This window comes from Paenibacillus sp. FSL L8-0158, from assembly GCF_038592965.1.
GTDB classification, from domain to species: Bacteria; Bacillota; Bacilli; order Paenibacillales; family Paenibacillaceae; genus Paenibacillus; species Paenibacillus polymyxa_D.
Genome location: NZ_CP151949.1, coordinates 4,288,456 through 4,311,414 on the forward strand (window position 1 = coordinate 4,288,456; position 22,959 = coordinate 4,311,414).

Genomic DNA, 22,959 nt, shown 5'->3' on the forward strand with positions numbered 1-22,959 from the left:
CTACCCCCGTCTTTCTTGTTTCATCCTATCGCCAAAATAAGCACTGTTGCATTATCCTGACTTTTAAAGCCTTTATCATTAATGGCGTCGATCATGGCATCCGCTGTTTCCTGCGGTGTTCCACCCTTGCGCATAATCTCTTCCAATTCAATCTCCGTCAGCGCCTCCTGAATGCCATCGCTGCACAGCAGCACATGATCGCCCGAATACAGACGAATCGGTGCACTCCCCAATTCCATGCTCTCAAAGCCCTCATAGCCCAAGTAGTTGACCAGTTGATTGCGCACTGGACTCGTTTTGGCTTCCTCCGAGGTCATTTGTCCAGCAAGCACTCGTTCCTCCAGCAGTGTTTCTGCTGTATGCTTGGAATTGACTGTTTGGAAATGACCATTACGGTAAATCGTAATCAGGCTGTCACCCACCGCTCCGTAATACAGCTGATAGCCGCACACAATGACCGCAGCCAGCGTCGTTCCTCCGCCCTGTCCATTCAAATTTTGCAAAATGCCGCGATTGCTTTGAGTTGCCGCCTCTGCAAAATATCCGTTCAAATTCGTTGCATCTTCCAGCTTGGCAAATGCCTTCGTAAAAGTCGTCACAGCCAAGGTACTGGACATACGTCCATTGGCTAGTCCACTAATACCGTCTGCGACAACAGCCAGCGTACCAACAGGTGTCGTCATACTGGAGAAATAATCATCCTGCTCGCTCCGGCTCCCGATCGTTTGACCATTTCCGATTTCAATTCCACTTACGGTACGGCTGCCGGAACTTCGCGTCAGTCGTATACGGATCATGAGAAGAACAGCGAATAGTACCGCAGCTCCACTTACAACAAAATAAGGCTGCATATCGTTACCTCCCTGCACCATTGCCCAATTCCATCCTAGTTTTCGTTATTCCACTCAAAATGGGCGCCACACAGCGGGATAAAGATAAATTTGCTGTGTCCCAGCTGAATCACGTCATAGGCAGCCAGCTCTGCTGGTGAATATACCGCCTCGTTATTGTGGTACGCCAAACCCGATGAATCGCCTGGCAGCAAGTAAAAGTTACGTTTCTTCGGATCATACACAATGACCGCATGATTTCTGCGAGAAATCGTGTTGTCCCCGATAATGCGGACATGCATTTCCTCTGCGCGCCCGATAAAGTTCTTCTCCGCCATAATGCGATAGTCCTGACCCACCTGTGCTCCTTCGATGCATACCAGCCATCCAGTTACCGGATGAATCCCCACCGTCTCACCCAAATACGGCATTGTTTTGTCATTATCTCCCGCGACGTTTGTTTTCGCTGCTGGCTCCGCGCTCTTGGGTGCAGCTATATTTACTACCGTGTTGCAATAAGGACACGTATTTCCGTGCTTTCGTGTACTGAACATGTGTCCGTTCGGGCATCTTGTCAAACTCATAGTCGGTTCCTTCCCCCATTGTCATGATTGTCTTTTCAGCGATCTGAGGATTTTGCAGCATCCTCATCTATTTAACGAGCAGTCTCGTATTGGCAATATATAATAAGTCACCTGAATAAATCCGGTATGGCTCACCGCTTTCCAACTTCTTGGTTACACTTTCGTTGGCAGACCGCAAGCCTGTACCATTATCGGAATCCACATCCTCCACAAACCAGTCGCTGTTCACCCGGTTGAGTACCGCATGTTCCACACTTACCAGGGAGGCATAATCTGCACCTGCCAAATCAATATCCGCCTCCGAACGTGACGTCGTTTTGCCGATTAAGAGCGACGTTTCGCCTTCGATATACCATTCTTTAATGGACTCGCCCTCTTCATCAATCAACACCAGCTTGGCAATCCGATGACGTTGTGCCTTTGGCTTGGGCACAGGTACAACGGACACCAGATTGCGCAGTATGTATACAAGCACGCCGATTCCAATACCTATCGCGACCACGGTTTTCAAACCGCTGTAGCCTGTACGATTAAACACATAAAAGGCGATCGCCAGCATCAGCCCGAACATGGCAACATCTATGATGAAAACCCATCTGTTCTGCGCCGTTTTCACTGCTTGCTTCCCCCATTTCTATCCTGAAATCATCATTTTTTACGAATACCGAAAAATTGGTTGAACATCGCTGAGGTATCCGTCGGATCACCGGATTTTTTCGTTTTTTTCCCTGGTGAACCTTCCTTCGTTTTCGGATGAAAACCAAAAAATTGCTCAAAATCAGTTCCTATATCAGCCGGATTGAATCCTTTGGCTTTCGTACGCGCACCACCGGAAGATGTAGCCCCTCTCCCTCTCTCTTGCTGTTCCCCGCCAGCTCCTTCAGTTTTTCGGATGAGCTCGGCATCGTATGCCTGCCGCAATGCTTCGTCACGCAAGGTATTGTAAGCCTCGTGAATCAGCTTGAACTTGCGCGTTGCTTCCTCGCTTCCCTGGTTGGTATCAGGATGATACTTTTTGGCCAGTTTACGGTAAGCCTGCTTAATCTCTGCCTCCGAAGCATCCCGGCTGACACCGAGCAGCTCATAGTAGTTGGTCATTGTGTGATGTTCCCCTCTCCGAAAAAAATAAATATTAAGAGACCCGTGGGCCTCTTAATATTTATCCACCCTGCACTTGTGTGCCGGGTGAGTGTGTGTTTAAGCTGCACTTAACGTGAAGACGTTAAGCTTAAACCGGATATCCGCCGTCGATTGTAGCCAGCTCGGTTTTGTCTTTCTTTTGTTTGATGTAGAGTGTAAATGCACCTACACCTTCTGTGTCGCCGAAGTGCTCGTTATAGTCTACAACGAAAGCATTCGGGAAGTGGATTTTACGCACAACTTGATCAGCTGCGATAACTTCCAGTGTTACTTTACGGTAGCTGTCTGCTTTTTCAGCAGGAACCAGAGACCACAAAGCCAGTTTCAGCGTGTCATCCGCGCTGTCACCGTCTACTGCTGTGATGATTTTGCCGCTGATGCGCAGCGTGGAGCCCACGTCAGTGGAGCGTGCATTGGAATCGTCCGGTGTATCGGTGTCATAAATAACCGTTTGGATGTTATCCAAGCCCAGCTCAATTGTTTCTTGTCCTTCTACTTTCAATCTGAATCCCATGTGTGTTGCCTCCTTGAAATTAGGTAATATGATGGCGGAAGAAGCAGAGCTTCTTCGCGATTTATGTATAAAGGCGGTTCTAGAAAGAAACGCCTCTAACATCTTTCGTAGGGCTCGGATCATGATTTAACCGAGCTGGTTCCTTTAGTGATCATGACTTCCAGGTTCTTCACATTACCGTTGAAGACCAGGTCGATATGGCACATATTGCTTTTCTCATCAATAATGAAGCTCATATCGTCTCCGTCCTGAATGATCGAGTTAACAGATCCTCTGCTGCTCAGCCACTTGCTCTTCTGACTGCTCGGATTGTTACTGAAGAAGCGGACGATATTTTCGTGTTTGAAGTCCCCTGTCTGGTAGCGCAAAATACGTTCAATGTACGTGCTGACCAGCGTCTTGTAGATGGAGTCAAAACCGTCCTCAGACATCGCCATGCTTCTCGCCTTGTAGACGGTAATCCGGCGGATATCCTTATCCTGGATCTGTGCATTCTCGGACGAGAATACAAAGCCGAAGTTTTTACGGTTGATGGCATCCTTGATCGTGTTGGTGAAACCGGTGATTTCCTTGGCCATCGTCGTCACCGTGCGCAGACTGTTGTCTCCTGCCTCGATATCGAAGCGTACGCCAGGGAAGTTCTTATTGACCGTTTTGAACGTCTCACGCAGGTATTCAGGACACTGATAGGAAGCGACCAAGCCGGCGGCAACGTAGGCTGCACCTACATAAACGCCCTCGATCCACAGCTTGAGAATATCCTCTTTCTCCTTAGAGAGCTGTACACCATCTTCGGTCTGTAGCATTTTGCTGTCGATAATGACACCCGATTTGTCCTTCGGAATAATCGTAAAGTTCGGTACACAAGGAATTGCAAATTCGCTATATTCTCTGCGAACGAGACTGGCGCATTTATCGACATATTTATCAATGCCTGCTGTTGCCATACTGTTGAAAGTCGTTTCTTCACCGGATTCAAAATTAAAGAACATTTGAATTTTGTAATCCTTCACGACTTGCAGCAGCATCGAGAGCGATTCCATAGAGTTTCCGCCCTGCTTAACGACCTTCTCGTTGCCCTTGAAACGTTCACGTGAAACTTTTACCTTACCGGCTGCTTCCAGCTCGACGGATGGAACGATACCGAACCAGATCGTGTCGCTGAATTCATTCTTAGCATTCACCGTGTTCAGGTACGTTTCCAGGCGCGGGATATTGCTGCTTTTCACCAGCATGTCCAGCTTGTTGTTCGCCACCAGCATTGTCGGCAGCATGCCTTTGCTCTTCGTTGCATATTGATCGAAGAACATTTTGACACCGAGGATTTTCTCCACAAGCGGCTTAACCGCCTTTACGAAATCGTCCTTGGCATTTTTATAGAACTCCAGATACGTGTTGTAGTTTTGAACTTCAACCGCTGTATCCACCTTGGTCTGAACAGCTGGCAGTGGCACAAACGTGCGAACTACCAAATCCTTCACATAGTCAGAAGGCGTATCTGTGATGGAGTTATAATCTTCTTCGAATACTTGGGAGAGATCACCAGTGCTGTTCTCATCCAATAGCATCAGCTCAGTGCTGTCGCTCTTCGGCGCTTCAATAATTTTCAGTTCGCCGCTTTCCCCAATGGAGAGCATACCCACCTGAATCAGCTCGCCGGAGTTTTCCTCTTGGGCGCCACCGAGCAGAAGGCGGGTTTTGATGTCCTCAATTGCCAGTGGGAGCATAGCCATGACGTTGTTATAGTTCTGACTCGCTTCCTCGAACATTCCATTCAGCTTGTCACCCATGTCGAGTTTCTTCGGATCGCCATCATCCAGCTTGTCGTATTCACCGTACATATAGTGAATTTCTTTGCGGACTTGACGAATATCATCCATGACCTTTTTCGGTGAAATCATATCCAGCAGATTTTCAAATTTGAAATCTACATTGGTGATTCCTTGACTGCGCTTGGTATCAATGAGCGTAAACAACATTTTCAGAAAGTCATTACTTTGATTTACACGAATTTCAGAAATGCTATCCTCATCAATTCCTTCTGGCTTTTTAAGGGTGTAGACGACTTTTTGATTGGCCGCGTTAAAAAACGAATACACGGTCGGTGAAAACTTATCCAAAAATTCGTCAAAGCTGCGCACCAGAAGGTGCTGATTAATTTCCTTGATCTTCTCATCGCTCAAGCTGTCAATACCTTTCACATCACCTACTATGGTGATCAGGTCCAGCTTTTCCGGGTTAATCTCTTCAAAAAGCATTGTCCGGTTGGTTTGATAAATGATTTCCATCGCTGTCGGCAAATGAATAAAGTATGAGTTATAGGTCCATTGCTCCATATACGGACATGGGATGTCCAATTTGAAACGGACGAAACTCATTTTTAGTTCTTTTGCCTCCTCCCCCCTACTTAACATTTAAATTCGTCAAAGGATTGAGCTTATACCACATTTACGGTACAGGCATGTAACCTCGAAAATCGGTCCGAAGCGTTATTCGGCTTTTAACGGCAAAGCATACACATGAGATGTTTTTCAAATTCAAAAGTCAGATAACACAGAAATTTTTAATTTATGATTTCGTATTCCTAACTTCAATCCCAATTTTTGCCGTTGATACGAGAGCTATCATACAAAGCACCCTTCAGTTTTGTCAATTTCTGTAGTCTCAGATTGAAATAGGGCATTTTGACTCATTTTATGCGTGAATACGTAATTTTCATGATATGTTAGACCTGTTTCTTCAGGGAAATATTCACAAATGGAACTCAATTACCGATAGAAGTCCATTGGATATTTCTGATAAGCGTAAAAGAATCAAATTCATGGCTAATGTGAGGTTTATCAGCTGTTTTGATCCTTTATCCCTTATATCCCAAGGATTAGGAGAGTTGATCCCCTCACGTTGGCCTCGGCGATGGAGGAGCTTATGTTCAGAATAAGGAAACTAGGGATTATTGTTTTCATGACTTTTGTACTATTTTTACAAATGGGCTTAAATGGGGGTATTTGCACTGTAAATCAGGCTAATGCAGCATCTTTAGGTGCTGTCCCGATTGAGGGTTATGATGCCGTTTTTGTATTGGATACCAGTTATTCCATGAGGGATACCGATCCTGAGGGCATTGCCGCCGAAGTCATCAATATGTTTATGGATTTGAGTGATGCAGACCGCACACGCGTCGGATTCGTTGCCTACAATCACCACGTGGTCGCCTCGAAACCATTGACTTCGATTGCCGTAGCAGCACAAAAATCCCAGATCCAGCAGGAAATCAGAACACTTAACCGTTCCGGTTATACGGATTTGGGGCTTGGGTTGCGTAAAGGCTCGGAGCTGTTAGCGGCAGGAGCATCCCGAGGGCGTCAGCCTTTTATGATTCTATTGTCAGATGGAGAGACTGATTTTGGTGCCTCCTCTGGTTCCCGATCCAAAGGTGACTCCAATAACGATGTATCCTCTGTCATCAAATCTGCACAGACCAAGGGATATCCGGTGTATACGATTGGTCTGAACCATGATGGCACAGTGAACCGACAAGAACTCGAACGGATCGCTTCTCAAACGGGTGGAGCTTCTTTTATTACAAGTAGTGCCGAGGATCTGCCGGAAATTCTGAACCGTATTTTCGCCAGTCAAATTCGTTCCAAGCTCGTTCCAATTGCTGCAATTACGACCACTGGCGAGATGCAGGAATTAACTGTAACTCTACCTGATTCCAGTATGGAGGAAGCTAATCTGGTGCTTTTGTCGGAGCATCCCCTTCTGGAAACACAGTTATATTCCAATTCAGAAAATGTCCGCAGGTACAAGTCGAGCCGATATGCGATTTTAAAAATCGAGCATCCACAGGCAGGTAAAGTGAAGTTGAAACTACGGGGCATACGCGGGGATTTGGTGAAAATCAATTTACTTGGCAGCTACCGACTGGAAGCCGAAGCAACCATGGGAGGAAAGCAAGCATCGGCCACTCATGGCGACAAGCCTGTGCAGTTGCTGAAAGGTCAAGCCACACCGTTTCAAGCTCAGCTCCTGTTACCCGACAGTCAAAAGCTTACGGATGAAGCCGTATATACGTCTCTCCAAGCCCATATTATTGTTACTCCAAAGGGGGGCACAGCCAAAAAGGTGCCTATGACCTATAAGTCAGGAGCCTTCCATACCGAATATGCGTTCCCTCAAACCGGGGATTATACATGGCAGCTATCTCTGGATAGTCCGCAATGGTACCGTAAGGGAACTGTACATAAAGTTCACGCGGCCAATGCAGCGCCACAGGTCTTAAAAGACCTGACGATTCACCTGGTGAAAGAAGACGGTGATTCCCGTCGAAGTGTATCGGATTTTATTGTTGACCCGAATCATGACAAGCTGAACTATAAGTTGGATTCAGAAGCCTCTGGGGATGCGATCCATGCTGAGATTAACGGTAATGATCTGCTGCTATCCGAGCTCCACACAGGTGACTCTCAGCTAAAGATTACTGCTACCGATCCGGAAGGAGCCTCCAGCAGCGCTACACTAACCGTTTCCGTACAATCTCGGTATACAGCCATTAAATGGACAGTAGCCATCAGTATCGTGGTAGCCGCTCTACTGTATTGGTTCTTGCGGCCGAAGCCGCAGTTTGCCGGAAGAATCGAAGGATATTTTCTCGCTACAGCAAGTGGGCAGGAGATTCCGGTAAAATCTTGGCCGCTCACCTCCTTTCCGGGTCGTAAGGTCAGCTTGCAAGAGCTGTTCCGTACGCTTGACGTTCACGAACCATTGCCAGAAGCAGAACGGATCCTATTTTCCGCAGGTAAAAAAGGGAGCCTCATCGTGAAACATGATACACGCTGCGCCTTACAGCATGGAAAGATCAGATTAGCCCGCAACAAAAAAGCGGTCATGGAGTACAGTGACAAACTGTACATTACATTCGAGGATGGTGTCACTGAAATCGAGCTGCGATACAAAGCGATTAAACCAAATACTTCAGTGTACACCGACCATATCCAGGCTCCGACAGGATAATGTCCGTCACAACGTAAAAAAAAGAGAAGCACCGTCTCTTACGATTAACGAACCGTAAGAGTAGGGCGCTTCCCTTTTTTTATCCAATATTCCGCACGTAGTGCGGCTTTAAACCATCGAAGTGAGCGGCAGCGCTTGTTAGCCTGTACCTCCAGACCACGCCGAATGACATACGGCAGCAGAGAAAGTCCCGCATTTTCAATCTGAATCCGCTCAGCATGATCTGCAAATAATCGGCCTGGCACATCTGGCGGAGGTGTTCCTTTTCGGCAATAATACAGCGTAGCGGCCAAACTATAGATATCCGACACAGGTCCCTGCTGCGAACGATTAGAGTAAAATTCCAGCGGGGAATAGCCCGCCGTGGTGAAGATCGGATGCTCTTTGCCTTCAAAATGCACAGCCGAACCAAAATCAATCAGTTTGACGTTGCCATTTTCCCCAATCATAATGTTCCCCGGCTTAATATCCCGATGAATAATTCCTTTATCATGAATGTACTCCATGGCATCAATTAAAGGTAGCAGCGTATGGTACAAAAAAGTGGGGTCATACGTTGGCGCAGCCTCTTCTTTCATCATTCGATCCAGTGTCTTGCCTGCACAGTATTCCATGACCAGATAGGCAGTTCCATTTTCCTCAAAGTGATCTATATAACCGACAATTCCCGGGTGACTTAACTCCTTCAACATTTGCCCTTCACGCAAAAAATAATGCATAAACTCCACGTATTTGGATTGCATAGAAGCACCGCAAGTGACCGTTTTTCGATCCATCCCCCGCAAAGCCAGTGCATTCGGAAAAAATTCCTTCACAATGACCTTTTCTCGGTTATCCAACAGCCTTGCCGTATACACGATGGCCAGCTCACTGCGGGACAAGGCGCTTCGAATTTGATATGTATTTCGCAGCTTCGTATTGCGGGCAAGCAGATTCCCGCTTGTATCCACGATCATGACTCGTCCTCCTGTCAGGTTCTTAGCTTATGTCTTTTGTATATATCGGCTTATTACACATCTTTTTATTATACCGTAAAATAGATTATTGGAAAAACAAATAACCTGCCATAATCTCCCACAGAGAAATGATGACAGGTCTTTTGGCATTCATCTGGTTCTTTTTTCTCAAATCGTTTAACCCAGTTTCGTTCCGGGCTTCATGCTGCGCACACTGTTCGTATTCTTCTTCCGTTCACTGCGCAGTTTGCCTTTGCCTTGTTCCGGAGTACGAATGGTGAGCGCAATCAGGAACGATACGACACACAGCACAGCAATCGTGGTAAATGTCGGGATGAATCCGCCGAGCAAGGCTGCGATAAATGACCCCGCCAGCGCACCGAGGCCAAAGCCTTGATACACAATACCATAGTTTTTGCTTTGATTTTTCAGACCGAAGAAATCAGCTACGATGGCAGGAAAGACTGTAATGTTGCCGCCGAAGCAAAACGCAATTCCTGCTACACAGGCAAAGAACAAACCATAATTCAGCGGTACCAAACTTAACACTGTAACTGCAACCGCCGTTGCAAGCAACGCACCCGCTACTACTTTCAGACGACCTACTTTATCCGAGAGCGCACCTAAAATGATCCGACCTGCCGTGTTGAAAATAGCGACCATAGCGACCGCATTAGCGGCTGTTGCTACATCTAGACCGGCCATCCGTACGCCGATATCTTTGACTACTCCAATCAGGTAGAGACCACTCATACAAGCGGTAAAGAACATGACGAATAGCAGGTATGCCTGCTTGGTGCGCAGCATTTCTTTAACGGTGTAGTCCCGCTGTACAACCCCATTTTGTACCGAAGGCTTGTTCACGACTACAGCTTCTCTTACCAGGAAAGAACCACCCACAATCATGATCAGCACGATTATTCCCCAATATAAAAATGCTTGCGATACGCCAACGGACTGAATCAACGAACCATTAATATACTTGAATATAAGACTGCCTGTTCCATATGCGCCAACCGAAATACCGGAAATAAGTCCTTTTTTCTCAGGAAACCATTTAATCAGATTCGAAAGTGATGTAATATATGCCGTTCCATCCGCAAAACCTACGACAATACCCGCCAAAATGTAAAGCAGGGACAGTGATGTTACCTGCGAACTAAGCATGAGTCCTGCTCCTAACACGACACCTGCACACAAAATCAAACGACGTAGTCCCCATTTATCCTGTAGTTTGCCTGCGAATAATGTAGCAAACGCCAGTGCAAAACTGGTAATTGAAAATGTAATGGCAACCGAACTGAGGTTCCAGCCAAAGCGGTCCACCAACGGTTGATTAAATAAACTCCATGTGTAAATGGTTCCTAATCCCATCTGGACAATTATTGTTCCAAGTACGACAAGCCAACGATTTCCGCTGTTTGTTTTCATTTCAATCTCCTCTTTTCATTCCGGCTCTACAGCGTCAATTTGTGATCATAATAACCGGGAATCCAGTACGCTTTGCGCCTGTGGAGGAGCAAGTCTGTAAGGATTCTCTCTACATGGATTATTATAACCCTGCATGTTAGCCAGAAATCGTTTGAGGAATGAAATGCACATATGGCGGAATGAAATGCCTTTAAAGTCGCATAATTTGCCGAAATTCCTTGGCTTTACTACGGCTCACCGGAATCTCTGCTTCTAGTCCACGCAAACGCAGGAGATACGTATGGTTAAACCAAGGTACAATTTCACGGATCTGCGACAGATTCACCGTGTACGATCGGTGACAGCGGAAAAAGTCCTGCTGCGGCAACCTGGCATGAAATTCCGAAATGCTCATCGGCATTGTATATTCTTCGTGTCTTGTAAAGACACGGGTCACCTTTTCCTGTGCACACGCATAGTAAATATCGTTCGCATCCGTTACGATGATTTTGTCATTTTTCAGCAGATTAATACGACCTGGCGCAGCAACGGCGCCGGCTTCAGCAGCTCGAGGTTGTGCAGTCTGGACAGGTTCCTGTATTGGAACGTTCTGCTGCTCATAAGCATTTTCCAGCTTACGCAGCATAGATGCGATCCGTTTTTCATCATAGGGTTTGAGGATGTAGTCGAACGCCTCCAGTTCAAAAGCCTGCGCCGCATGTTCTTTATAGGCGGTCGTAAAAATAATATAGGGCTTTTTGGCAAATTTGCTAATGTTCTGTGCCAGCAGCATCCCGTCCAAAGAAGGAATATTAATGTCCAGAAAGATCGCATCCGTCTCCTGATCTTGCAGAAACCGAAACACATCTAGCCCATCCTCGAAACTATCGGTCACCTCAATGTTGCTATGAGTCTGAATAAGATACTCCAGCTCTTCACGCGCCGGAAGTTCGTCTTCTACAATTATGGCCTTCATAACTTCTCCTTTGGTATGTCAAAATAAACTTCGGTGCCTGGCTCATGCTTCAGAATAATAACTCCTTCGCCGTACATAAGCTTGAGTCGTCTGTGCACATTGTACAAGCCGATCTGTTTAGCCGGAACCCGATCATGATACAGGTTATCCACAACATCATCGCGTATACCCACCCCGGTATCTGCCACAGAAATACGCACCTTTTCTCCGCGATCCTTTACAGAAATGGTTACTGTACCTGCCCCCTTTTTCTTGAGGATTCCATGATTAATCGCATTCTCAACCAGGGGCTGGATAATAAGGCTTGGAATACGCACAGACACCTCATCCATTACATACTCTACCTGAAGCCGGTTGCCGAAGCGTGCTTTTTCAATTTCTACGTAATCAGACACCTGCTGAAGCTCCTTATGAATTTCAATCAAATCATCATTCAGCTCCAAATTATAGCGCAGATAACCCGATAAATTAATGATCAGCTCTCGTGCCTTATCCGGCTTTGTGCGTGTCGTCGAGGCAATGGCGTTCAACGCGTTGAACAGAAAATGAGGATTGATCTTAGTCTGGAGTGCCTTTAACTCAGCCTTATTCGCCGCTTCCTTAATTTGCTCCACACGCGATACTTCCATTAACGTGGAAATGATTTGAGACAAGCCAATCGCCATCGTCTGCAACGGATACGTGATTTTATAAGCTTTGCGATAATAAATCTTCAACGTTCCGGTTACTTCTCCCCGCTCCTCTAACGGGATAATGAGCAGGGACTGGATTTGAGGTGTTTTATCGTCTGCAATATGATTGCGGATCGTGATTTTACCGCTGCGGATCGTCGATTTAGTCACATCGCTAATGATCTCATCTCCGATGTGATAACGCTCTTCGCCAAAACCGACATAAGCCAGCACATCTCTGGTATCTGTAATCGCCACCGCGTCTGCCTTGATGTCTTCTTTTATAATCGAGCAAATCGTATGCAAGGATTCGGCATTAATGGAGCGAAAATAAGGTAACGTCTTATTGGCAATATCGAGTGCCAGCTTGGCCTGTCTGGCCGCGATATTCTCCTTTTCTCCCTCCACACTCTGGATCAACAGAACGATTAAACCGATACTGACTTCTCCGATAATCATCGGTAGACCAATCTTGGAAACGATGTCCACTCCAAGGCTATGGGGTTGTGCCATCACCATAATGAGCAGCATCGTCAACGCTTCGCAGACCATACCTGCGGCGATACCGACCAGCCATCTCTTGGAACGATTGACCCGGCGGCCGATGTATCCTGACACCACACCTGCCAGAATACTCGTAATCAGACACGGAATCGAGGTCACTCCCCCGATATCAATCAGATAACGATGGATACCCGATATAATACCTGTAATGATCCCAACCCAGGGTCCAAACAAAATACCGCCTGCCATAATTGCTATGATTCGAACGTTAACAAGCGAACCTTCGACTTCAATCCCGGTGTAGGTGCCGAACAGCGCAAACATGCAAAAAATCAATGTTAGTAAGGCCAACTCTGCTGGAGAATGGCTGTTTTTTTGCAAGGTTTCCTTAAACCGTGGGATACGAGTAATAAAAAATAAACAAATCAGCAACAACGCTGCGCGCTCAAATAGCTGCATCAGCATTTCCAACAAGGCGTTCACCTGCGTTCCTCCCAAATAAAAACGAATATGCCTATGTTATCGTGTACGTCGTTCATACACACCATACCCAAGTATCATCAAGCCACATACGAATAAAATAATAACAAATATATTGTCAACAAAACTCGGCATATCAGGTTCTGACATAGAGATGCCCGAACTATTCAATTTAACTGGTACGGAATTCGCAGCCCATTGAATGACCGCTATAAAGCGCTCCATCGTATATATCACTCCGCTACCCAATAGGCTCAACACGCCGAATAACAAATATTTAAGCTCCATAGGAATTTGTCCCCCCTTAATTACAAAGCATTTAAACTGCCACAAATTATACCATCAACTTCCATCTAATTATAGCTTCTAGAAATCGCCTCTTCTTCATTTCCCTTCTTCAAACGCAGTAAAAAACCGGAGAGTACCGCTTGATAGCGATAATCCCCGGATCTCTAGTCCGATAAATAAATCATTTCGGTTATTTGCTTTTGCTGATTTCGGTAGGACTGTTGTACTCCTTCTGATCATGTACCAGTTCTTTTAATTGGATAATCAACGCCTCCAGCTCACTAAACCCGGCCACCATATTGGAGGTTATATTTCGTTGTTCCTCTACTCCAGCCAAAATTTGTTCTGACGCTGCACTCGCTTGTTCCGTTACACTTGAAAATTCCGTCATCTCTTGAACAACCTGAGATGAGTACTGCTGCATGCTATTCGTGCTGTTTTCCACATCCACGGCCTGCAGCAGCACTTTATTGGCATTTTGCAGGATGTCCTCCAGTACAATTTCGGTCGAATGTGCCGATTCCATACTTTGCTGTAGCCTTTGCTGTCCCATGTCAAATTGGCTTACGACAGAATCCATCTGAGTTCTCAGTTGAGTCAAAATAGCTTCCATCGCCACCGAGGTGTTCCCTACCATTTCAGCCAAATTACGCACTTCGCCAGCTACGATGGCAAATCCTTTTCCATGCTCTCCCGCTCTGGCGGCCTCAATGGATGCATTCAAGGACAGCAAATTAGTTTGTTTCGAGATTTGAGTAATATCTTTAAGCATGGCAGACATGTTATCACTTTGTACTCTAAACTCGTCCAGTTCTTCTTTGGTACGACTCATGACCTGACCCAAATCCTTAATTTGAGACGTCAATGCAAGCAGTTGACTGCTCCCTCTGTCCCCGGCATTTTTCGTATCTTCGGAAAGCTGCTTCAGTTCTCGGGAATGATCAGCTACCTCTCGCACGTGCTGGTCGGATTGGGCCAAGTTATCTGTAACCTCGGTGATATTCGAAGCTTGCATTTCTACCCCTTTGGCAACCTCCTGAAATCCGATAGCGACTTCATTTGTCACGCTGCCCGTCGCATCTACTTGATTCCTGAATCGTTCTGTAAAGCTATGCAATCCAGCCACTGCTTGTCTAACTTGCTCAAACAGAAATTCAATTCGTTGCCTTGTAGCATCGATATCTTTATTTTGCTCTTCACTTTTCTTAAACTGCTTTTGATTTAACACCGATACCACTAACAGTAGCAAACCAATGAGTAAAACAATAATAAACTCATGCACATAGCGCAAAGAACCGGTAGCCGGGGGAATAGGGGGCGTACCGATTGTTATTTGCACAAATATATTACAGAGATTTAAGGTCATAGCTACCAGAAAATATCGGTAAGACGGATACAGCAAAAACAAAGAGCAAATTAATATGGTGGTCCCTACCTCGACGTTAGATAAGTTCAAAAATATACACATTAATACGCTAAAAAACGTAGTAATCCACGGAATAAGGCGGATTCCTTTCTTTTTCACATTCAGGATCGTTAAAACTGCCGCGACTACAAATCCTACACCATTAGATACCCACATCGAGGGATTAGATAATGCCGGGACGATGCCGCTCAAGGCCATAATCCAAAAAATAATGATCACCAATTTGTTTCTTTGCCACAACAATTCACTCGTTCTGTCCATGATTGTGTACGCGCTCCTTAGAATATATATTAGGTATTTATAAAATAAAAATGTAAATACCATACTTTATATATCGTCATATCAGAACACGTAGTGAATGATGGTCGTACTTTAAAGGGAAAGAGTATGTAATTGTAAATAAAGGAATGCAAAAAATCGCCCCCCTGACAGGGAGCGATTTTGAATTCATTTTTGATGATCTTCGCAATTGGAAAAGGTTCATGTATTCACTGATAATATTAGGATTCCTTGTTTTCAGAAGCCTCTTCAGCGCCTTCGGTTGCCGCTGCATCACCTTCCACAGCAGCATTTTCTACTTCAACTGCACGTGGAACGATAATAGAAGCAAGCAGTTCTTCTTCAGGGACGTGCAGTGTTACTCCTTTAGGGAGTTTCAAGTCGCTAGCGCTCAGCTTGTCGCCAACATCCAGCGCAGATACATCCACCTCAATGGTAGATGGCAAATCAGCCGGAAGACCTTCGACCTCAACTTCCGTTTCCTGAACTTGCAGAATACCGCCTGTTTTTGTACCTGCAGGTGTACCCTGATAATCAATAGAAACACGCACGCGAAGCGGTTTGTTTTTGGAGATTTTCAGAAAGTCGGCATGCAACCATTGGTTGTCACGCTGTTGATAATCTTTAATAATAACTGGAATGGTTTCCCCACCCTCTACTGTGAGGTTAAACACCTCTGAACGTCCGGTTTTGACTACTTTATTAAATTCCTTGGCATCGACATGTACAGGGGTTCCTTCAAGCTCAGAGCCGTAAACCACAGCTGGAATCCGTCCTTTTAACCTCAATCCACGAATGGCCGAACCCTTCTTCTCTGTTCTCGGCTGGGCGGTCAGTTGAATACTTCCTCCATTAGAACTCATGATATACAACCTCCTTCAGGTTACCTTACAAATGATTTTCCTCCAAGAATCTTGTCTGTTTACCAGTCGTACTACAGGATGTAAGCCAGCAAGCTGGCAAAACTAAACAAGTCCATAATTCTATTTTACCCCTTTTTTCTGAAACTGACACACGTTTGCATAAAAAAATAGCATTTTTCGAAATGATCGAAAAATGCTATTTTTGTGTATATACAGCGACCAAGCACGCAAGTCTATCCGGCCCGATTATCATTTACCAGTAATAAATATTCTTCTCTTCCACTATGAATCAATACCTGCATCACAGACTGTGTCCGGTCTACATCAATATATCGATCTGCCTCAACATCCTTGGCATCCCAGTGATTAAGCCGGACAATGTAGCCAATTCGCTGTATATCAGGGGCCACCTGAATACGCGCTATTGCACGACCATCATCCAAATCACGGAATTCGACATGTCCATCGCGGTGCCCTGTTCCCCATACCCATACATTCCAGCCAGTGTATTGCCGATCTGTACGCTCGTATATCAGTTCAATCGTGTGAAATCGAGCGGCTTCACTATTGTTTCCAAGCTGTAGATCTGTCAACGTCATAGCTGTACCTGCAATTTCTTGATCTGTTCCCTCATCCGAGTCTTCTAATTCGTTCTTCGCCTGACGATTAGCCTGATCTTGTTCAGTCACAAAAGAGACTCGAGCAGGTTCTTCCTGATCATATAACACCATCATCGACCAGCGCGATACAGTCACACGATGTCCTACCACTTCATACCGTATCTCATTACCAGCCCCATGTGCATCCACAACCACATGCCAACGATCCGATTCCGCAGGCAATACTATCGTCTGCTCCGTATCCGAGCCGTTATAAATCACCACAATATGATTCCAGGCATCGCCGTTAGCGTGGTGCCTCAAAGCAAAAGCCACCACATGCCCACTGCTTTGCAGCACTTCCATGTGCTGCTCCACCAGCTCACGTTGGTCCATTCGGAATGCTGGGTGGCTGCGTCGCAAAGCAATTAAGCCTTGGTAGTAATCAAACACAGGGCGAAACCTCGCCTTGTTATCCCAATGGATGGCATTCACCACATCTGAGCTCCGGTAGCTATTATGGTCTCCATATTTGGAGCGCAGCAGTTCATCCCCTGCATGAATAAAAGGAATACCTTGAGATGTGAGTACCATGCCGTTAGCCAACAGGGACTTGCGCACGGTTTCGTCCTCTAGCAGGTTATTTCCATCCAGTTCCCCATATGGGTCTGCTTCGGCAACAGCTTGTTCAGGTGTCCTCCCATCCTGTGGCTTCCCTTGCTCCCATTGTGGAAAACGACATTGCTCCCGCAAATGTCTTACCGTCAAAATTTTATCCCACAGATTGAGATTATCGTGGGCAGTTACATAATTGACGCTCTCCGATGGCTGAGTTGTAAAATCATGAATAGCCCCAAAAGCACCTTTGAGCACCTGTTCCTCCTGATGTTCTGCCCCCGTGGCAAACCCGCTTCCAGTACCGTCACTATCCCCCTTAATAGCAGAACGGTAGTTGTCGTTAAAAACAGCAAAGCCTTTGTCCCGTTGTGTTCCTTTTAGCGTAAGCAAGGGTTGCGGAGATTCTCCTCCCGTCCAAGGCTCACCATAGATCAGCAGATCCGGACGCACTTCAGAGCGAAGTTCTTGCGTAAGTTGCACCATGGTTGGTGTATCAATCAGACCCATCAGATCAAATCGAAAGCCATCTATATGATATTCCTCTGCCCAATAGCGTAGTGAATCCTTGATATACTTGCGCACCATCGGACGTTCGGTTGCCACCTCATTGCCTACACCTGATCCATTGGTGAGCTGCCCTTGTTCATCCGTGCGGTAATAATATCCAGGTACAACAGGCTCAAATGGCCCCTGTTCCACCGAATACGTATGGTTGTACACGACGTCCATAATGACACCGATGCCGGCAGAATGCAAAGACTGTACCAGCAGTTTCAGCTCTCGTATACGTGCCTCCGGATCAGCCGGATTGGAAGAATAAGACCCCTCCGGCACATTATAATGCTGCGGATCATAGCCCCAGTTATATTCAGTATCTAATTCCGCAAAGTCGTTCACCGTATGAAAATCAGCTACTGGAAGCAAATGAACATGTGTAATGCCCAGTTCCAGCAGATGATCCAGCCCGATGCTGTTCCCCTCAGGATCCTTCAATCCCGTATACGTAAAGGCCTCAAACCGTCCCTGAGCAGCAGATAAGTCTTTTTTCCCCGTATTAAAATGGGTATCCATCGAAAAATCACGCACATGAACCTCATACAGAATGGCATCCGTCGGCCGCTTAAGGGTAGGCCCCGCATCCAATTCCCATCCATCCGGGTTGGTTTGAGCCAAATCAATGATCGCTGTACGCTGCCCGTTGGCTGATACCGCTGTGGCATATGGATCGGCAGCATAATGAACGGTGTTGTCCGCCCACTCCAGCCTGTACATGTAATAATATTTGTTCCAGTCACCTTCCAGCTCTATAGACCATACCCCTTGATCATCACGGATCATGAGAAATTCCTGACCCCCGCCGTGCTCCTGAACGTTCCCCTCCTGATCGTACACTCCCGCATCGCTATACAACGCTATATGGACTTGCTTCGCAGTCGGTGCCCATACCTTGAACTTGCTGCCCGCAGGCGTATAAGTAAGACCCAAATCATAGCCTTCATATATGGGATATGTTGTGTGCTCCAGCTCCTTAAGCTGATTGAAATCTGACATTTCTGTTCACCACCCATTTCTGTACATCGGCTTACAGCCTCTGTTCATCCATCATTTATGATGTTTATGACTTGTCAATATACCTCAGGATTTTATAAAATCTTCACCTAATAGGCTATCAAAATAAGACAAGCTTGAAAAGCTGGATGATTTAAATAAGGATGACGCTTCCATTTCAACGCACACTCCATTTTATGACAATACCATGAACAGGCTACAGCTTTTGCCCTCAAGGTATAACAATAATTTCCTAGATTTCATCACTTATCGCTAAAAAAGTACGTTAAAAAACGTTAGAAAAGTCAGGACAGTCTTCGATTATCCATTTGAAAAATATCATCAGCAATCCGCAAGGTAGAACTTCGATGCGAAACAAGGACAATCGTTTTATCTTGCTGCTGTTCCTTTAACGATTTTAAAATAATCGCCTCGTTCAGGCTGTCCAAATTGCTGGTAGACTCGTCGAGCAGTAAGAGAGGCGCATCATGGACAAAGGCTCTGGCCAGCCCCAAGCGTTGACGTTCTCCACCAGACAGCCTGTCCCCTAATTCTCCAACTCGGCTGTCATACCCTTGAGGCAAGGTCATAATAAAATCGTGCACTGATGCCTTACGTGCTGCTTCCACAATCTGCTCATGTGTAGCATTAGGCTTTCCGATTTTGATATTAGCTGCAATTGAATCATCAAACAGGAACGTATGCTGGTCGACATAGCTCTGTAAGCCTCTCAAATGTCGGGTCCCAATTTCCTTCAGATCGTGTCCGGATAGCAAAATTGCACCTTGCTGCGGGTCCCTAAATCGCATCAGCAACTTCAGCAGCGTAGACTTGCCTGAGCCGCTTTTACCCTGAATGCCTAAAATCCGCTGATGCGGTATCGTGAGACTTACATCATTCAGCACCGTTTGTCCATCGTATGCAAAAGTCACCTTGTCTACTCGTGCTCCCGTAAAGGCAACGCTCGTCCCTTCGATATTTTCCTCTACCTCCGGGGTTTCCTCCAATAGACTCAACACTCGTTCCCCGCTCGCCAGCGTTTGAAGCAAATTGTTGGACAGATTGCTCAGTGCGACGACCGGACCAAATGAACTAAACAGGGCAATGACAGAAATCAGCATACCTGTAAAGTCAACCTGACCATTAGACATACCGTACAAGCCAGCCAGCAGCATCAAGAATGAGAATCCAACTACAGCCGCATCTGTGATGGCTCTTGTGATGCCTTCATGATGCTTCAAATCCTTCTGCTTGGCATCCAATTGATCCGTCCGACGGTTAATTTCATTCAAACGTTGTTCTCCTTGCCCATATTGCACAATTTCCTTCATACCCCGTAAGCTGTCCAAAAAATAACTACTTAGCTTGCCAAAGCTGCTTCGATATTCCATCCCCTGACGTTTGCCCGTACGTGACGTGAGTAAGGGAATAAATAAACCGACAGTTAGGTAAGCAAGCGCAGCAAGCCAGCCCAGCAGAGGCTCATAAGAACCAATAAAAAATACCATGAGCAGTGAGGTGATGATGCCAATCATAACAGGCGCTATCGTATGCGCATAAAATACTTCCAGCAGCTCAATATCACTCGTAATGAGTGAGATCAGATTTCCCTTGTCTTTGCCTTCCAGTTTGGCTGGAGCGAGTCTTCGCAGGACTTGAAGTACCTTGTCACGCAGTACAGCCAGCAGCTTGAAAGCGAGATAATGACCACTCATTTGCTCGCCATAACGGAATGCACCGCGCAGTACGGCACAAACCACGATCGTCGTCAGCAAAAACGACATGGTGTAGCCTGTCGTGATGCCCGTTGCTGTAAGCAGGGCCAGGGCTCCAAACACTATAATGCCAATAGCACAAACAAAACCAAGTACTCCTGTCACAATCGTTATGAGCAGCACAGGTAAAAGAGGTCCCGCCAATACCAATAATTGGCCCATGATCCGTAATCCGTGTCTACGCATATACAGTTCCTCCTTTTACAAACTGCTCTACCCGGTGTTGACTGAGATACATCTCCGCATAATGTCCCTGCTGGCTCAACAACTCATGATGCGTTCCCGATTCTGCCACCAAACCGTTTTGCAGCACATAGATACAATCAGATTGGACTACGTTTTCCAGTCTGTGAGAGATAAGAATCACTGTTTTTTGACCTGCCAGCGCATGTATAACCTCCATAATGCCTTCCTCACTTTCACTGTCAATGTTAGAGGTGGCCTCGTCAAAAATGTACACACGACTATCATGCAGCAATGCTCTGGCCAGTGCTAGCCGTTGGCGCTGTCCTCCTGACAGATTTGCTCCCTGCTCTTCCAGTTCTGCTTCCAGTCCTCCTTCTGAGAGGATAAAATCATACAGCTTCACTTGTCGCAAAGCTTCCAGCATGTGTTGCTCATCCGCGTGCTCATTGCCCATTTTTAAATTTGCTTCCACGGTGCCTTTAAAAATATAGCTGTTAAAACCGATCCAGGTCATGTGGTGCATGCGACTTTTTTCCGAAATATCGGTAAGCTCGGTTCCTCCAATCGTCAGACTTCCTCGATACCCCTCGTGATGCCCAACGATCAATCCGGCTACCGTACTTTTACCAGAGCCTGATTCCCCAACAATGGATACAAAGCTGCCCTGGGGAATATCCATGGATATATTTCGTAAGGTATCTCTTTCGTCATAGGCGAAACTCACCTGTTCCAGTCGAATATGTGTGGTTTTTATGCTTTTTTGTCCTTGTATAAGGTCCTCTGTGCTCAACATTTGAAATATTTTGTCGCTTGCTGCCATTCCGTTCATGGCGATATGAAAGTAAGACCCCAGAAGACGCAGAGGAATGAAAAATTCTGCCGACAGCAAAACAATGATAATTGCTCCTGCCAAGCCAATTCGTCCCGAAGAATATTCGCTTACCGCGACCAGTACACCCGCAGCGGCACCACCAAATGCGATAAGATCCATAATGGCCACGGAGTTAAGCTGCATAGTCAGCACTTTCATCGTCATTTTGCGAAAATCTTCAGCTGCTGTGTTCATTTCCTGATGTTTATCCTGGTCGGTTCCGTACATTTTGAGCGTTGTCAGACCTTGTACATTCTCCAAAAAGCTGTGGCCCAAATTGACGTAACTACCCCAATATTTCCGAAAAAGCTTTTTAGCCATCCTCATAATGACAATGATCGACACTGGAATTAAGGGAACGCAGATCAATAGTATAATGGCTGCTTTGAAGCTGACAAAAGAGAGGGTAATGAATAACGTTACGGGGGCAAGCAGACTGTAAAATAGCTGAGGCATATATCTACCGAAATAGGTTTCAAGCTGCTCTACCCCTTCTACAGCAACCTGAATAACCCCCGAGGTGGAGGTATGACCTGTATACGCGGGTCCTATCTTCAGCAATTTGCTGTAAATTTGCGAGCGCAGCGTTTTTTTAGCATTTACCGAAGCACGATAGGATAACATACTGGCTGCATAATTGCTCAGGCAGCGAACTGCAATAGCAGCAATAACAATGACCGTCATAGATAGAATCAGCTTGCGAGTCACTTGTCCTTCCCATGCCTGCTGCATAACAAAGGCCATAGACAACACAGCGGCTATACTCCCCAAAAGACCGATCCACTGCACAAGCACACCCCATACGATATATTTTCGAGAATGTTCCACTAGACCGAGCAGACGGCTGTCGACCATTTTAGACTTTTTTTTTGGAGTAGGTGCAGGTGAAGATGATGGCGTTATTTTTGCTGCAGCGTTTCTCACTGTTCCGATTCGGAATATAAAGTAATAATATTTAAAAAGGATGACCAAGACGATGAGCGTTTTGCCCCACACATTAGGGGTGAAAATAAAGCCTATAATCAACATCGTTGACGCTAAGCCCAATGTCGTGATTTTCGTAGACAGCTTCAACGACCTTGTTTGAACAAAACTCTCTAGATGCTTTTGGTACAGCGAGGTATTCGAAAACCACTGGTGAATCCTTTCGGACCCCCGCATAAAGAAAAAGGTCGCGAGCAGCAGAAACGGTGTAGTCGGTAGCAACGGTAGCACTACACCAATAACTCCAAGCGCCAAAAATAAAAACCCTAAGGTAATATAGATCGGTTTCACTATAATCCTCCCTAATAGTTATAATAGTAATGATTTCATTTTATAGATAATGATAATCATTATCAATATAAACAATTTAAGCAGGTTGTTATGTGATGTAAATCACGCATATAAAAATCCTCTTGAAGCACATCTCTACAGAACACGCTAGTG

Annotated in this window: 17 protein-coding genes; 1 reads left to right on the forward strand and 16 read right to left on the reverse strand. The window is 45.8% G+C overall.

Annotated features, from left to right (window positions below; translation table 11 throughout):
- Positions 1-20 precede the first annotated feature (20 nt).
- The 6 genes from NSQ68_RS18855 to NSQ68_RS18880 all read right to left on the reverse strand — a co-directional run bounded on the left by NSQ68_RS18855 (position 21) and on the right by NSQ68_RS18880 (position 5,356).
- Positions 21-851, reverse strand: coding sequence for a protein phosphatase 2C domain-containing protein (locus NSQ68_RS18855; RefSeq protein ID WP_250270555.1), 831 nt, complete (start codon positions 849-851; stop codon positions 21-23).
- 35 nt (positions 852-886) lie between these two features.
- Positions 887-1,414, reverse strand: a complete 528-nt coding sequence (locus NSQ68_RS18860) for an FHA domain-containing protein (RefSeq protein WP_342426862.1) — start codon at positions 1,412-1,414, stop codon at positions 887-889.
- Between the two features lie 67 nt (positions 1,415-1,481).
- Positions 1,482-2,030 carry an FHA domain-containing protein gene (locus NSQ68_RS18865; protein WP_342426863.1) on the reverse strand — a complete coding sequence of 183 codons (549 nt, stop codon included), beginning with the start codon at positions 2,028-2,030 and terminating at the stop codon, positions 1,482-1,484.
- A 32-nt stretch (positions 2,031-2,062) separates the two neighbouring features.
- Positions 2,063-2,512, reverse strand: coding sequence for a DnaJ domain-containing protein (locus NSQ68_RS18870; protein WP_342426864.1), 450 nt, complete (start codon positions 2,510-2,512; stop codon positions 2,063-2,065).
- Between the two features lie 130 nt (positions 2,513-2,642).
- Positions 2,643-3,068, reverse strand: a complete 426-nt coding sequence (locus tag NSQ68_RS18875) for a hypothetical protein (protein WP_013311475.1) — start codon at positions 3,066-3,068, stop codon at positions 2,643-2,645.
- A gap of 119 nt (positions 3,069-3,187) precedes the next feature.
- A complete protein-coding gene (locus NSQ68_RS18880) occupies positions 3,188-5,356 on the reverse strand; it encodes a hypothetical protein (RefSeq protein WP_023989860.1) in 2,169 nt (722 codons plus the stop codon).
- Between the two features lie 637 nt (positions 5,357-5,993).
- Here NSQ68_RS18880 and NSQ68_RS18885 point away from each other — a divergent pair.
- Positions 5,994-8,081, forward strand: a complete 2,088-nt coding sequence (locus NSQ68_RS18885) for a vWA domain-containing protein (protein ID WP_342426865.1) — start codon at positions 5,994-5,996, stop codon at positions 8,079-8,081.
- Positions 8,082-8,125: 44 nt separating this feature from the next.
- Here NSQ68_RS18885 and NSQ68_RS18890 read toward each other — a convergent pair whose 3' ends face one another.
- The 10 genes from NSQ68_RS18890 to NSQ68_RS18935 form a co-directional block, all read right to left on the reverse strand.
- Positions 8,126-9,037, reverse strand: coding sequence for a serine/threonine-protein kinase (locus NSQ68_RS18890; protein WP_029515684.1), 912 nt, complete (start codon positions 9,035-9,037; stop codon positions 8,126-8,128).
- Positions 9,038-9,214: 177 nt separating this feature from the next.
- A complete protein-coding gene (locus NSQ68_RS18895; RefSeq protein ID WP_342426866.1) occupies positions 9,215-10,468 on the reverse strand; it encodes an OFA family MFS transporter in 1,254 nt (417 codons plus the stop codon).
- 190 nt (positions 10,469-10,658) lie between these two features.
- On the reverse strand, positions 10,659-11,423 hold the full coding sequence (locus tag NSQ68_RS18900) for a LytTR family DNA-binding domain-containing protein (protein ID WP_342426867.1): 765 nt from the start codon (positions 11,421-11,423) through the stop codon (positions 10,659-10,661).
- The gene (locus tag NSQ68_RS18905) at positions 11,420-13,081 is read right to left on the reverse strand and encodes a sensor histidine kinase (RefSeq protein WP_342426868.1); all 1,662 of its coding nucleotides are present in this window, start codon (positions 13,079-13,081) and stop codon (positions 11,420-11,422) included. The genes NSQ68_RS18900 and NSQ68_RS18905 overlap by 4 nt, the downstream gene beginning before the upstream one ends.
- Before the next feature lie 36 nt (positions 13,082-13,117).
- Positions 13,118-13,366, reverse strand: a complete 249-nt coding sequence (locus NSQ68_RS18910) for a hypothetical protein (RefSeq protein WP_029515688.1) — start codon at positions 13,364-13,366, stop codon at positions 13,118-13,120.
- Between the two features lie 190 nt (positions 13,367-13,556).
- Complete coding sequence (locus NSQ68_RS18915; RefSeq protein WP_342426869.1) at positions 13,557-15,053, reverse strand: methyl-accepting chemotaxis protein; 1,497 nt, start codon at positions 15,051-15,053, stop codon at positions 13,557-13,559.
- 239 nt (positions 15,054-15,292) lie between these two features.
- Entirely contained in the window at positions 15,293-15,934 is a 642-nt protein-coding gene (locus NSQ68_RS18920; protein WP_029515690.1) for a 50S ribosomal protein L25, read from the reverse strand.
- Between the two features lie 233 nt (positions 15,935-16,167).
- Entirely contained in the window at positions 16,168-18,702 is a 2,535-nt protein-coding gene (gene pulA / locus NSQ68_RS18925) for a type I pullulanase (protein ID WP_342426870.1), read from the reverse strand.
- 302 nt (positions 18,703-19,004) lie between these two features.
- Positions 19,005-20,660, reverse strand: a complete 1,656-nt coding sequence (locus NSQ68_RS18930) for an ABC transporter ATP-binding protein (protein WP_342426871.1) — start codon at positions 20,658-20,660, stop codon at positions 19,005-19,007.
- On the reverse strand, positions 20,653-22,806 hold the full coding sequence (locus tag NSQ68_RS18935; protein ID WP_342426872.1) for a DUF454 family protein: 2,154 nt from the start codon (positions 22,804-22,806) through the stop codon (positions 20,653-20,655). Before NSQ68_RS18935 ends, NSQ68_RS18930 begins: the two co-directional genes overlap by 8 nt.
- Positions 22,807-22,959 lie beyond the last annotated feature (153 nt).